The organism is Nonomuraea sp. MG754425, from assembly GCF_021699195.1.
In the GTDB taxonomy this organism is placed as follows: domain Bacteria; phylum Actinomycetota; class Actinomycetes; order Streptosporangiales; family Streptosporangiaceae; genus Nonomuraea.
On record NZ_SSXE01000098.1, the window covers coordinates 22,724 to 34,969 of the forward strand.

12 protein-coding genes and 1 pseudogene are annotated in these 12,246 nt (G+C 72.3%); 5 read left to right on the forward strand and 8 right to left on the reverse strand.

The features are described from left to right. Positions 1-33: 33 nt before the first annotated feature. The 3 genes from FAF44_RS29990 to FAF44_RS30000 are packed head-to-tail and all read right to left on the reverse strand — an operon-like array spanning position 34 to position 1,423. Positions 34-330 (reverse strand): DUF2470 domain-containing protein, encoded by a 297-nt coding sequence (locus FAF44_RS29990; RefSeq protein ID WP_237106659.1) that lies wholly within the window; start codon positions 328-330, stop codon positions 34-36. Then, positions 331-819 (reverse strand): FABP family protein, encoded by a 489-nt coding sequence (locus tag FAF44_RS29995; protein WP_237106660.1) that lies wholly within the window; start codon positions 817-819, stop codon positions 331-333. Further along, positions 806-1,423 (reverse strand): TetR/AcrR family transcriptional regulator, encoded by a 618-nt coding sequence (locus FAF44_RS30000; protein WP_237106661.1) that lies wholly within the window; start codon positions 1,421-1,423, stop codon positions 806-808. Before FAF44_RS30000 ends, FAF44_RS29995 begins: the two co-directional genes overlap by 14 nt. 152 nt (positions 1,424-1,575) lie before the next feature. Between FAF44_RS30000 and FAF44_RS30005 the strand changes: the two genes are divergently transcribed. Beyond that, positions 1,576-1,809, forward strand: coding sequence for a hypothetical protein (locus FAF44_RS30005; RefSeq protein WP_237106662.1), 234 nt, complete (start codon positions 1,576-1,578; stop codon positions 1,807-1,809). Between the two features lie 74 nt (positions 1,810-1,883). Further along, positions 1,884-2,246, forward strand: a complete 363-nt coding sequence (locus FAF44_RS30010; protein ID WP_237106663.1) for a DsrE family protein — start codon at positions 1,884-1,886, stop codon at positions 2,244-2,246. A 10-nt stretch (positions 2,247-2,256) separates the two neighbouring features. On the opposite strand, the gene FAF44_RS30015 is transcribed toward FAF44_RS30010, so the two are convergent. The 5 genes from FAF44_RS30015 to FAF44_RS30035 all read right to left on the reverse strand — a co-directional run bounded on the left by FAF44_RS30015 (position 2,257) and on the right by FAF44_RS30035 (position 10,188). After that, complete coding sequence (locus tag FAF44_RS30015) at positions 2,257-3,051, reverse strand: metalloregulator ArsR/SmtB family transcription factor (protein ID WP_237106664.1); 795 nt, start codon at positions 3,049-3,051, stop codon at positions 2,257-2,259. A 137-nt stretch (positions 3,052-3,188) separates the two neighbouring features. Further along, positions 3,189-3,902, reverse strand: a complete 714-nt coding sequence (locus tag FAF44_RS30020) for a type 1 glutamine amidotransferase (protein ID WP_237106665.1) — start codon at positions 3,900-3,902, stop codon at positions 3,189-3,191. After that, on the reverse strand, positions 3,892-5,121 hold the full coding sequence (locus FAF44_RS30025; protein ID WP_237106666.1) for a Mur ligase family protein: 1,230 nt from the start codon (positions 5,119-5,121) through the stop codon (positions 3,892-3,894). The genes FAF44_RS30020 and FAF44_RS30025 overlap by 11 nt, the downstream gene beginning before the upstream one ends. 85 nt (positions 5,122-5,206) lie before the next feature. Then, complete coding sequence (locus FAF44_RS30030) at positions 5,207-8,068, reverse strand: ATP-binding protein (RefSeq protein ID WP_237106667.1); 2,862 nt, start codon at positions 8,066-8,068, stop codon at positions 5,207-5,209. A gap of 167 nt (positions 8,069-8,235) precedes the next feature. After that, complete coding sequence (locus FAF44_RS30035) at positions 8,236-10,188, reverse strand: hypothetical protein (protein ID WP_237106668.1); 1,953 nt, start codon at positions 10,186-10,188, stop codon at positions 8,236-8,238. Positions 10,189-10,357: 169 nt separating this feature from the next. On the opposite strand from FAF44_RS30035, the gene FAF44_RS30040 reads away from it, so the two are divergent. The 3 genes and pseudogenes from FAF44_RS30040 to FAF44_RS30050 form a co-directional block, all read left to right on the forward strand. Continuing rightward, positions 10,358-11,020: a hypothetical protein gene (locus FAF44_RS30040; protein ID WP_237106669.1), complete on the forward strand. Its 663-nt coding sequence runs from the start codon at positions 10,358-10,360 to the stop codon at positions 11,018-11,020. Further along, positions 11,017-11,658 (forward strand): hypothetical protein, encoded by a 642-nt coding sequence (locus FAF44_RS30045; RefSeq protein ID WP_237106670.1) that lies wholly within the window; start codon positions 11,017-11,019, stop codon positions 11,656-11,658. Before FAF44_RS30040 ends, FAF44_RS30045 begins: the two co-directional genes overlap by 4 nt. Positions 11,659-11,665: 7 nt before the next feature. Then, positions 11,666-12,246, forward strand: a pseudogene (locus FAF44_RS30050) (hypothetical protein); the annotation flags it as partial.

The following is a 12,246-nucleotide window of genomic DNA, read 5'->3' on the forward strand; positions in this document are numbered from 1 at the left end:
CGGGGCCCTTCTTCATGCCCGCCCGCCTGCCGCTCAGTGCTCGCCGCGGGCCGGCACGCCGAGCTTCTCGCACGCCTCCCGGTAGAGCCGCACCACGGCTTGGCGCACCTGCGCCCGCTCGGTCAGGGTCTCGCCCCAGGGCACCCGCACCCGCTCGCCGCCGTCGATCGTGAACGTGATCGCCTCGGCGTCGACGTCGCTGGTCATCGCGTTCTGGGCGGCGGGCCGCCCGCCGAGCGCCCGGACGATGAGCAGCGCGTCGCCGGCGTGGTCGTCATTCATGTGCCGCTTGATCGCCTCGACGGCGGCGGCGGTGAACGGCGTGCTCACTCAGGCCACCTTCTTCAGCTCTGCGGACATGTGATCGGTGAGGGGGTGGCCGACGGCCGCCATCTCGTAGGCCCACATGAGGTTGCCGTTGACCAGGCCGTACAGGCGGTGGCCCGCGGTGTACTCCTTGGCGGAGGCGGTGCGCGCCACGACGTCGGTGCGCAGCTCGATCTTGTGGAAGACGACCTCGCCGAGGTAGATCTCGACGATGCCGGTCGGGTGCGAGAGCACGACCTCCACCTGCCGGTCGGGCTGGGGCCGCCAGTAGCCGGACTCGGTGGCCAGCGGCCTGATGCGGTCGCCGGCGTCGTCGAGCAGCCAGGTGCGGCTGACGTAGGTCAGGAACGGCTTGCCGTTGTGGCCGAACTCGATCTCCTGGCCGAAGTTGAAGCTCTCGATCGTCGGGTAGCCGCCCACGCCGGCGCCTTCCCACCGCCCCAGCAGGAACGCGATCGGCTCCAGGTCGGGGTGGACCTCAGGTTCTTCCATGGTCCCCAAGCGTAGTGCCGTCGCGGCCCCGGCTTCCTCCTCGACCGGGCCGGGGCGCGGTGTCGGCGGGCTGGGTCGCCGCCTCGCCGCCGTTGGCCTCGGTGATGAGCGCCAGGGCGAGCCCGGCCGTCCGGGCGGCGATCTCCCGCGCGGGGACCTGTCTGCCGTTCTCCAGCCACCAGGTGATGGACTGGAGGTACATGCCGCCCAGCAGCGTGGGGAGGAGGTCGTCCGGCTGCTGGGGCAGGTGCTGGACGGTCATGCCGGAGAGGGTGGCGTGCATCCTGCGCGCGAACCAGGTGCTGCCGTTGCCGCCCAGCAGCGCGCCGTAGAGGCGGTGGTAGCGATCGATGTGCTCGAAGAAGCCGGTCCAGCGCGCCAGCACCGGCCGGTCGGGGCCGTCGGTCATGCTGCCGAGCAGTTCGGCCATGGCCTCGTCGAAGATCTGCTCCACGAGCTGGTACTTGTCACGGTAGTTGCGGTAGAAGGCGGCCCGGCTGACCATCGCCCGCGTGGTGATCTGCCCGACCGTGAGCCGCTCGAAGCCGTGCTCCTCGATGAGCTCGACCAGGGCCTGCCTGAGCAGCGTGCGGGTCCGCCGCACCCGTACGTTCTCCTGAGACAGCTCACGCCTCCTGTCCAGCCTGGGACGGAACGCCGGCGTTGACGCTGGTCACGTCGCACCGACCCAGACAGTATGCCTGCTGAGAGACAACTTGTCTCGTTGAGGATCGGGCGCTCAGGCCCGGCGGCCGGATGGTCAGCACCACGTTGGGCTCCATCGGCGGCGAGAGCGCCGCGCTCAAGGTCGTCAACGGGCCCCCGAGCCTGCGCGCGGACGTCTTCCCCAGGCTCGCCGCCCGGTCGCTCGACGGCACGCTGATCGACATGATCAGCCGCAGGTACCCGTTCGAGCGGGCGGCCGAGGCGCTCGCCGACCTCGCCGCCGCCCCGCACACCCGGGGCAAGTGGGTCGTCTCCATGGCGTGAGCGCCCGTCGCCGGGCAGGCGAGTCGGCACGCGTTCGCGCCTCAACCCCGCCGCGCGGAGCTAGGGTGACGGACATGGCACGATCACTGGTGATCAAGGTGACCGCGGGAGCCGACGCTCCCGAGCGCTGCAACCAGGCGTTCACGGTCGCCGCCGCCGCACTCGCGAGCGGCGTATCCGTATCCCTGTGGCTGACCGGCGAGTCGTCGTGGTTCGCGCTGCCGGACCGGGCCAAGGAGTTCAGCCTGCCGCACGCCGCGCCGCTGACCGACCTGCTCGACGTCGTGCTGGCGGCGGGCCGGGTGACCCTCTGCACGCAGTGCGCCGCCCGCAGGAACATCACCGTCGACGACCTCATCGAGGGGGTGCGCATCGCGGGCGCGCCGGCGTTCGTCGAGGAAGTGACCACGGAGGGCGTGCAGGCGCTGGTCTACTGACCCGCCCGGCTCAGCCGGCTTCCGGCAACCGCTCGCCGGTCTCCAGCAGCGTCTTGAGGCCGGACAGGATCTGCGGCCAGCCCTGGCTGACGCCCTCGCGCACGGCGCTGCCGGGGCCGAAGCCGCCGTGCGTGACGGTGAGCTTGACCGTCTGCCCCTGCTGCTCGATGTCGAAGCTCACCGCGGACCTCGGCTCCGCCAGGTAGCGGGCGCGCTCGTCGCCGCTCAGCCCGACGAGTTCGGCGAACTCCGGGGTGAAGCTGTGCCAGGTGAAGGCCAGGCGCCTGCCGGGCTCCGACTCCAGCACCACCTGCTCGGGGTCGCGCATCGTGACGCCCTGGTACTGCCAGGTCACCGGGGAGCCCACGGTCCAGTCCGACTCGAGCGCGACCCCCCAGTAGCGCTCGGTCCAGGCGGGGTCCGTCAGCGCCTGCCAGAGGCGGTCGGGGGTGGTGCGGATGTACGTCGTGTAGACGAAGTCGGGGTCGTTGCGCATGGGGTCGTCCTCCAATGCCGTTTTGAGGTCCGCCAGGGCGTCGGCCCGCCGGCGGTCGTACCTGTCGATCCAGCGCTCGGCGATGGCGTTGATCGGCACCGCGTTGAGGTAGTGCAGCTTCTCCCGCCCGCGGCGCACGGTGGTGACCAGGTTGGCCTCCTCCAGCACGGCCAGGTGCTTGCTGACCGACTGCCTGGCCATCTCCAGGCCGCCGCACAGCTCGCGCAGGGTCTGGCCGTTACGCGCGTTGAGGCTGTCGAGCAGCCTGCGGCGGCTGGGGTCGGCCAGCGCCTTGAACACCTCGTCCATCGTGTCGCCATCCCAACATGCAGCCGTTCGGCTGCCTTTTCGGCCAAGATAGGCAGCCGAACGGCTGCATGTCAATTCCGGTGCCGGAGAAACAGAACGGCCCCTCGGTCACGAGGGGCCGTGCGGTGCCGCGGAGGTCAGGAGGCCAGCACCGTGGCCAGACGTTCCTGGCGCAGCGCCTCGTAGCGGGAGTCGTCGAGCGGAGCCAGCTCACCCACCCGCCACGACAGCAGCAGGTCGGCCAGCCCGGGATTGCGCGCCAGCGCCGGACCGTGCAGGTAGGTGCCGACGACGTGGCCCGCGTAGCAGCCCTCGAAGCCGTCGCCGTTGCCGACGCCCCTGATCGTCTTCGACAGCGGCTTGACGCCGGGGCCGAGCCGGGTGACGCCCATGTGGTTCTCGAAGCCGGTCAGGACGGGCACGTCGAGCGCGGCGTCCACCTCGGCCACCAGCTCACCCACCGCCCGCGCCGGACCGCGCGAGCTGTCGATGTCGAGCAGCCCGATGCCGTCGACCGGCTGGCCCTCCTCGCCGCCGAACGTGCTGCCCATGATCTGGTAGCCGGCGCACACCGCCAGCATGGCCGCGCCGCGCGCGATGGCGCGATGCAGGCCGCCGTCCTTGCGCAGGCGGGCCGCGGCCAGGATCTGCGGGCGGTCCTCGCCGCCGCCGATCAGGTAGACGTCGCCGCTCTCGGGGATCGGGTCGGCCGAGCGGACGTGGATCGTCTCCGTGGCGATCCCCCTGCGCTGCGCGCGCTGCTCCAGCACCAGCACGTTGCCCTGGTCGCCGTACGTGCTCAGCAGGTCGGGGTAGATCCAGACGATGCGAAGGGCGCTGTCAGACGGCACGGCCGAACTCCGATCGGATCTGCTGGAAGGCGGTGTAGTTGGCGATCACGTCGACCCGGCCGGGCGGCTGCATGGCCAGCGCCTCCGAGAACGTGCCGCACAGCGTGAACGGCACGTCGGCCACGTCGAGCCGCAACGCCAGGTCGAGCCGCCGCTCACCGGTCACGAACACCGGACGCCCGTGCAGGATGCGGTAGTCGACGTCCCACAACCACGAGGTGTCGCGCCCGTCGGGGCCCTGCGCGTTGACCGACAGGATGATCGGCGACTGCGGGTCGGCGACGTCGAACGCCTCCAGCCAGCCCGCCGGGTTCTTCGCCAGCAGCAGCCGCGCGTGCCGCCCGTCGCGCTCGACCGTGGTGTAGCGGCCGGCCACCGAGGTGACCTCACTGAGCCGGGGCAGCGCCCGCTCCACCGGCAACCCGAACGCCTCGGCCACGGCCAGCGCCATCACCGCGTTGGAGCGGTTGGCCTGGCCGGGAAGCTGGATGTCGAGCGGCCAGCGCTGCCCGCGCGGGTCGATCGCCGTGTCGCCGTCGACCACCCACTGCGGCTCGGGCCGGTGGAACGTACACTCCCTGCACGCCCAGTCGGCGTCCTTGCGGTCGAGCGGGCCGCCGCACTCGGGGCAGCACCAGGAGTCTTCCTTCCACCGCTGCCCGCCGGCCACCCAGGTCACCGCGGCGGCCGTGGAGGCGCCCCAGGTGACGAGCGGGTCGTCGCAGTTGGCGATGACGTGGGTGGGCTTGCCCGACAGCGCCTTGCGCCACTTCTGCGCCAGCAGCCAGATCTCGGCCGCGCGGTCCATCTGGTCGCGGCTGAGGTTCATCAGGCAGACGACACCGGCGCCGGTCGTGTTGAGCACCTCGGGCAGGTACTTCTCGTCCACCTCCAGCACGCCGTGGGGCGCCCGCTTGTGCTGGGAGAGCGCGGAGACGTGACCGGCCGGCATGTTGGCGCCGAAGGCGTTGGTGGCCACCTCGCCGAACTCCAGCAGCGCCGCGGTGATCAGCCTCGTCGTGGTGGTCTTGCCGTTGGTCGCGCTGACCAGGGCCAGCTTGCGGTCACGGGCAAGCTGGCGGAGGAGGTCCGGCTCCAGCAGCAGGCCGACCCGACCGCCGATCACCGAGCCGTCGCCACGCCCGGTCATCCTGGACAGCGTGGCGGCACTGCGCCCCAGGGCACTGGCGAGCTGGGCCCGCAGAGGAAGCTGGGTCATGTGCAAGGATCCTAGTCGCCGTTGGCCCGTAGTCAGGAGACGCACGGCGAAAACGTCTTCCGTCCTGCGGGCCCGGCCCGGGGCGTCAGTGCTGCGGCGTGGCGGCGGCCGGGTCGGCGAAGGCGATCTCCGGGGAGCCGCCCTGCTCGAACGGCAGCACGAAGCGCCGCGGCCACGACAGCACGCCGTCCAGCCAGCCCGCCCCCATGGTCTGCCCCACGTGCCTGGTCCGGGCCGACGACTCCACGCCGATCGCGACCGTCACGATGTCCCGCTGCACGCTCTCGTGCTCGTCGTCCCCGAGGATCACCCGCCAGGCCAGGGCCCGGTTCTGGTCCACCTCCATCGACAGCGGGTGGTGGCGCAGCGCCTTGGCGCGGTGGCCGAGCAGCTCGGGCTCGACGGTGCCGTTCGGCTGGCGGAACAGGGCGTACTCCATGGGCGGGGCGGGGGCGCGCAGGTTGGGGGCCGGCTGCCCGTACGGGAAGAGCCGGTCCACCTCGTGCAGCCAGCGCACCTGCGGGATGACCCACGACGCCCCCGGCCGCTCCCCGCCGCTGTCCACGCCCGCCAGCAGCCGGGTGGCGACCTCCGCGGCCTTCTCCGTCAGCAGCGCCGGGTCGAACCACGTGCGCAGCGACCAGGCGCGCCGCTGCACCGAGCGCTCGACGAGGGTGGCGAGCAGGCACTCGCGCCGCCGCGCCGGCAGGTCGGCCCAGGCCGCCGACAGGGCGCGCGGCACGCCGGGCAGCGGCCGGTTGCCGACGAAGGCCAGCACGACCGTGTCGCACCAGATGCGCAGCCACGCCCACTCGGCCGCGCCGGCCAGCACGTCCGCCTCGCGCAGCTCCACCAGCGTGCACGCCTGCCCCGTACGGCACGCTGCCCCGCAGGCGGCCGAGCGGCGGCCCCTGATCGGCGGCGGCGGGCCGGGCAGCGCCTTCTCCCTCGACTCCCCCAGCGGCACGCGCACCCGCAGCGGCCGGTCCATGCCGTCGGCGAACACGGCGGCCGAACCCGGCTGCAACGAGACCACGTGGCGCGACTGCTCCTCGCTGAGGTTCATGGCCGCGCCCACGAGCTGCCTGTCGTCCTCGGCGGGCAGCCGGTGCACGACCTTCAGCGCCGTGTTCTTGACGACGTCGGAGACGAGCTTGGTGGGGATCTGCTCGGCCACCACGATGCCCTCCCCGTACGCCCGGATCTCCGCGAGCATCCCGGCCAGCAGCTCCACGGCGTGGGTGGAGGCCCGGCCGGAGCCGCGGTCGCGCAGCAGCCGGTGCGCCTCCTCGATGACGATGACGTGGCGCAGCCCGGCCGAGCGTTCCTTCCTGGCCCGCATGCGCAGGTGCTCGACGATCCGGATGATCAGCGTGCCCATGAGGAACGCCTTGTCCTCGTCGTTGGCCACGTCCTCGATCGCCAGCACCACCTGGCGCTTCAGCAGGCCGCCGATGTCGGCGGGGTGGCCGCCCTCGAAGAAGCGCCCGGCCGAGCCCACCCGCAGCGAGCGCAGCCGCAGCGAGATGAAGCCCTCGACGTCGGCCTGCACCTCGCGGCCGTAGCCGATCTCCTTGATCACGTCCATGGCGTGCTGCTGGAGCTGTTCGAGGGTGGGGACGCTGGGCGGGACGTTCGAGCCCGGCACCGCGCCGCCGGTGACCACGTCCCAGCCGGTGGCCTCGTAGACGCGCTGCAACGCCAGCGACATGATCTGCGGGAAGGGCTCCTCGGCGTCGAAGGCGGCCATGAACAGCGCTCTGACCATGTCGATGTGCGCCTGGACCGGGTAGCCGGGCTCGGGTTCGAGCGGGTTGACGCTGAACGGCACGCCGTCGGGGGCCGACGGGTTGATCACGGTGACGGGGTCGTCGAGCCGGCCGGCCATGGCGGCGTACTCGGACTTGGCCGGCTCGATGGCCAGCCACGGGATGCGCGCCCGGCCGAGCTGCTCCAGCAGGTGCCGCACGGTCTGGGACTTGCCGGAGCCGGTCGCGCCCGTGACGAACGCGTGCCGGTTCAGCGTGGCCAGCGGCACCCGGAACGAGCCGACGGCGCGGTCCTGCCCGTCGAGGATCTCGCCCAGCTCCAGCTCGCCCCCCTCGGCCTCGGACGTGACGTCGAAGAAGCCCGACTCCAGCACCCGCACGCCGGGCACCTCCCGCCTGGGCAGCCCGGCCAGCGCGGCCAGCGCCCCCGCCGTGGCGGCGAACGGGGCGGCGGCGCCGTCGGCCGGGTCCTGCATGGTGACGGCCAGGGCCTCCGACAGGGAGTATGCGGCCCCGTGGGAACTGCGCAGCCGGTACGGATGCTGGCTCATCTCGACCGACCCGACGAGCACGGGCGCGATCTGCCGCAGCTCGTCGGCCGTGGCCCCGCCGGCCAGCACCCGCACGTTCCACAGCCCCGCCTCGCGGAAGGCGTCCAGCTCCTGCATGCGGCGCTCGGCCCGTTCGGCGTCGAAGCGGGAGCGCTCGGAGGCGTCGCCGTACTGGCGCAGCACGTTGAGCTGCGTGCGCAGGTGGGCCACCTCGGCGTCGAGCAGGTCGGTCGGCTCGGCCACCACCAGCCACGCGAACGGCCGCGACATCAACGTCATCAGCGTCGACTCGAACAGCGTGGGCCGCTTGAGCTCGTCCGGGTCGAACTCGCTGCCCTTGCTGCCGAGCGGCGGCGCCTGGCGTCCCGGGCACGGCGCCCACACCAGGTCCGCCAGGTCGGCCAGGTACTCCTCGGTCAGCCGCACCCCGCGCGCCCCGCCGGGGAACAGCAGCGGCTGCGGCCCGCTCGGGTCGTCGGGCACATCCGTGGACCTGCGCGGCTGGCGCGGCGGCGACAGCGGGCCCGCGTTGGTGATGAGCTCAAGAGGCGCTCCCGACCCCCGCGACAACCAGCCGATCACGAACGGCCGGTCACGCTGCGCCGCCGACAACACCGCGGGAAGCACGGTGACGAAATCCCACTCCGCCGACGAGCTTCGCGAGGGTGCCGCGATCGACTGGATTCGATACCAGGGCCCGCTCATCTGGACACTCGGCTGCATTTCTATCCCCCACAGACGGTTCTTTGTTAAATTCCGCCAACCGTCAGCTCGTCACCTTGACATTGACCATGTCATTGCCTGCCCTTGCGCCAGTCCAGGCGTGGCGGTGGTGGCCCGAGGTTCGGCGGCGGCTCTCCGTTGCCGCCGCCGTCCGCGGCGTCCGCCCCGGGGTCGATCGCCAGCACGGCTTCGCGTACGTCGTCCAGCTCGCCGAGCGTGGTCTTGGGGAAGGTGAGAATGGCCGGGTTCGCGTCGGCCAGGCGCACGCGCCGGCCCTGCGCGGTGGCGTCCGTGACGATCACGGACGTCGTGGGGAGTTCCTGAAGCTGGTGCGGCTCGACGAGGAACTCGCGCGAGCGTTGCAGCACCCGCTCCCGCTCCGAGATCTTGTCGGCGGTCCGGCCCCACTCGGTGGACTCGGTGATGTCCCCGGCCAGGTCGGCGTGGTCACCGGCGGGCTCGTCGCGCTCGTCCTCGACCTGGGCGATGGTGGAGGTGTAGCCGCCGTCGAGACCCGGCAGCGCGTCACTGATCGTCTCGGTGAGCTGGGCCAGCTCCAGCCGGTGCTCGGTGCCGACGTGCTCGCTGGCGACCCGCGCGTCCTCGGCGTTGCCGAGCCGCATGAACGCGACCGCGGCGTGCCCTCTGCCGAGCCGCTCGCGCACGGTCGGGGTCAGGGAGCGGTAGGTCAGGACGAGCCCGGTGCGCGAGGTCTCGCAGGCGTCCATCAGCCGGTCGAGGACGTCGCCCCTGAGCTTGTCGGCCCCCGCCACGATGATCGTGTGGTACCAGGGCCGGTCGGAGGCGGGTGACTGGCGCAGGATGTGGGTCAGCGCCGTCGCCACGTACGTGCCGAGCACCCGGTTGCCGAACACGCCGGCCTGGCGGTCCATGCTCACCACCCGGAGCCGGGCGGGCGGCAGCCGCACGGCCTCGGTGCCGAGCGACTCCAGCTTGCGGAGCTGCGACTCCAGCGCCCAGGCCCGCTCGATCACCACGCGGTCGCTCACGCCGCGCCCGAACAGGGTGCCGATGCGTTCGAGCTGGGTCGCGGTGAGCAGGCCGCAGCGCAGGTCGTCACGCGGGTCGCCGACCTGGGCCAGCGCGCGCAGGGCGGCGGTGACCTGGCTGATGGTGGCGTTCTCCCCGAGCACCTCCAGCACGCGTTCGAGGATCGCGTTGTCGAAGCTGAGGTCGCGGGTGCTGCGCTGCTCCTCGCTGACGCTCACCACGTGGGCCAGGACGTCCGCGAACGCCTCCGGCTTGAGCGTGGCCCCCAGGTCGAGCCTGGGCAGATCGACGGGCAGCACCCACACCAGCGGGTCGTCGCCGCCCTTGCGGGCCAGCTCGATGAGGTCCTTGGCGATGGCGCCCTCCGACAGGTCCAGCACGGTCAGGTGGCCGCCGCTGTAGAGCCGGGTGGCGCCGAGCAGGGTGACCAGTGCGGACCAGCCGGGTAACGTGCCGCCGGCCACGTCGATGCGGTCGATCTCGTCGGGGACGGCGACGGCGTACCAGGTGAGCTGCCGGTCGTGGCGGTCCTTCGACTCCTGCCACGCGCGGTAGCGCTGGGCGTGCTCCTCCTGGGCGCGGAACAGCTCTTTGTCGCGTTCCCGGCGGCGGCGATCGTCCCTGGCCTGCTGTTCCATCACGCGGTACTTGACCGCCCGGTCCCCCTGCCGCAGCGCGTAGCCGCAGATGGCCGCGACGCCGCCGGCGGCGACCAGCCCGACCACCGCGAAGGGCCAGGCGACGTAGCCGCCCAGCCCGGCGGCGACGATCAGCACGGTGAGGACCATCATGACCAGGCGGAAGAGCCGGACCGGCCGGTTGAGCAGGTCCTCCTGGAGGCGTTCGCGGCGCTGCGCCTCGATCTCGGCGGAATCGGGCTGCTGCGACGGCTTCTCGCCGGGGGATGGTCGTTTGGGTGGTGGGCCCGGGTCCGGATGGAGCAGGATGTACTGCCAGCCCAGGTAGATGCGGTCCGCCTGGAGCTGGGCATGCTCGGGATGCACGTCCGTCACGTGACCCTCCGGCCGCCGATATGTCATGAGGAGTAGGGGTCATCCCTTTCCGCTCCGTGACAGCGTATGAGTTGCAAGCGCTGCAGCGGCAGGGTTCTCGGCAATTCGACCCGCCCGATGGGAGCATTGCGGCAGATGGGACAGACGAGACCTATTACCATCCTTACCCATGACGGAACCCTCCGGCGGCAGCACTGACAAGCCGAGACGCCCGGTAGCGGTGCCCGCAGTGGCCCTGGTGGCGATCACGGCCATCGGCATCACCGCTCTCCTCGGCGGCCTGAACGAGGCGCCCGAAGCGCCGGACCCGCTCGGCCAGGGCGCGGTGCTCGACCAGGGCCTGTACTCCACCACGTTCGTCGAGTCCCGCGTGAAGGTCGAACCCGCCCAGGGCAGATGGGACGAGGACAAGCGGTTCGTGGAGCTGGTCTTCGACGTCACCAACCAGGCGGACCACACCTTCTCCGTCGGCGTGCCCCCCGAGAAGATGGAGCAGGCGTTCACGGCCACCTCCTTCGCGGGCTCGCTGGTACGCGTCACCCCCGCCTTCGACAAGGAGGCCGGGCCGTTCGCCTTCGGCGTGGCCAAGGGCGGCGAGACCCGGCAGCTCCACCCGGGGGTGAGCACCCAGGTCGTCGTCCGCTACCGGCTGAAGGAGAACGAGCAGCCGCCGGAGCAGATCACGCTCGACGTGGCCGCTTTCGCGTTCGAGCCCGGATTCAACGACAACATCCCGCGCTGGCAGATGGTCGCCAAAGAGGTGGGCGACACGTTCATGCCCGAGATCACGGCACGGGTGACCCTGCCGGTCAAGAAGGGTGACTCCGCGTGAGCGCGACAGGGCGGCGATCGGCGGCCGGGCCGCCAAGGCGCGGCCGGCGCGCCGGGAAGCGGCGCGGCGGCGGCACCCGCCTGCTGAACGCGGTCGCCGGCCTGGTGCTGCTCGGCGGCGCGATCGGCCTCCAGACGCTGCACATGACCGAGGGCGAGACCTCCGAGGCGCTCATGTACACCGGCGCGAAGGGCGAGGACGTGGACGCGCGGCGCTTCACCGCCCGGGTGGACTCCTTCTCGACGGCCAAGGCGATCGAGAGCAACACCAAGACCGTCGAGACCGATCACCTGTTCTTCGTCGTCGAGGTCTCCGCCAAGTCGAGCCTCCAGCCGTACCACATGCGGGAGGCCGTCCTCGTCACGGCCGACGGCAAGCGATTCGACGCGTCCGACCGGGTGGACAACAGCCTCTCCCTGTCGAACATCTGGGTGCAGCCGGACCTCTGGGTCAGCGGGCGGTTCTTCTTCGAGGTGCCCGCCTCGGCGCTGCCGGGCGCGAGCGTCGTGCTGGGGCTCGGCATGGAGGTCCTAGTGGAGCCGTACCGGCCGCAGGTCGAGGTCGATCTCGGGCTGGACGAAGAAGCCGCGCGCAAGCTGGCCGCCTCGCCGCAGGCCGTCTACTCCGTGAAGAAGTGATCGGGACATGAGCACGAACGACGAGCGCGACTGGTTCGCTCCCCGGAACGACCAGCGGCAGGAGGAGAACCCGCCGCCGGACCCCCGTACCGCGCCGGGCGGCCAGGTGCCCCCGGCCAGCAGTGTGCCGCCGCCCGGTCTGGGCTCGGGCCCCGGTGCCGGTGCCGGTGCCGGTGCCGGTGCCGCGCCGCCGGAGCAGGAGGCTCTGCCGCGTCGTGGACGGCGTGGCCGGGTCGTGCCGCCCGACGGGCCGGACCTTCCGTACGGGCCGTCGTACCCCGACCACGCCTTCCCGCCCGGACCGGCCCCCTATGGTGGGCCGCCTCCTCAGGGGCCGCCGCAGCACCCGGGGAACCCGCCGCACGGCTTCGGCGCGCCCGACGGACGTCCCCGGCACGCCGCGCCCGACCACCAGGTCTGGCCGCCCGCCCACCGCGAGCCCGTCGGCGGCGTGACGCAGCCACTCCCGGCCATCCGCCCGGCCACGGGCCCGCCGCCACCCATGCCGCCTCCCGGCACGGGCCCTGGCGGCGGCCTCGGCGCGGGTCACGGGGCGGGCCCTGGCACGGGCCTCGGCTCGGGGCAGGG

Bases quoted from the DNA above. Each gene is read 5' to 3' on its own strand.
- FAF44_RS30040 (WP_237106669.1), top strand. From the start codon at position 10,358: ATGACGGAACCCTCCGGCGGCAGCACTGACAAGCCGAGACGCCCGGTA.
- FAF44_RS30010 (WP_237106663.1), top strand. From the start codon at position 1,884: ATGGCACGATCACTGGTGATCAAGGTGACCGCGGGAGCCGACGCTCCC.
- FAF44_RS29995 (WP_237106660.1), bottom strand. From the start codon at position 819: ATGGAAGAACCTGAGGTCCACCCCGACCTGGAGCCGATCGCGTTCCTG.
- FAF44_RS30025 (WP_237106666.1), bottom strand. From the start codon at position 5,121: ATGACCCAGCTTCCTCTGCGGGCCCAGCTCGCCAGTGCCCTGGGGCGC.
- FAF44_RS30015 (WP_237106664.1), bottom strand. From the start codon at position 3,051: ATGGACGAGGTGTTCAAGGCGCTGGCCGACCCCAGCCGCCGCAGGCTG.
- FAF44_RS30005 (WP_237106662.1), top strand. From the start codon at position 1,576: ATGGTCAGCACCACGTTGGGCTCCATCGGCGGCGAGAGCGCCGCGCTC.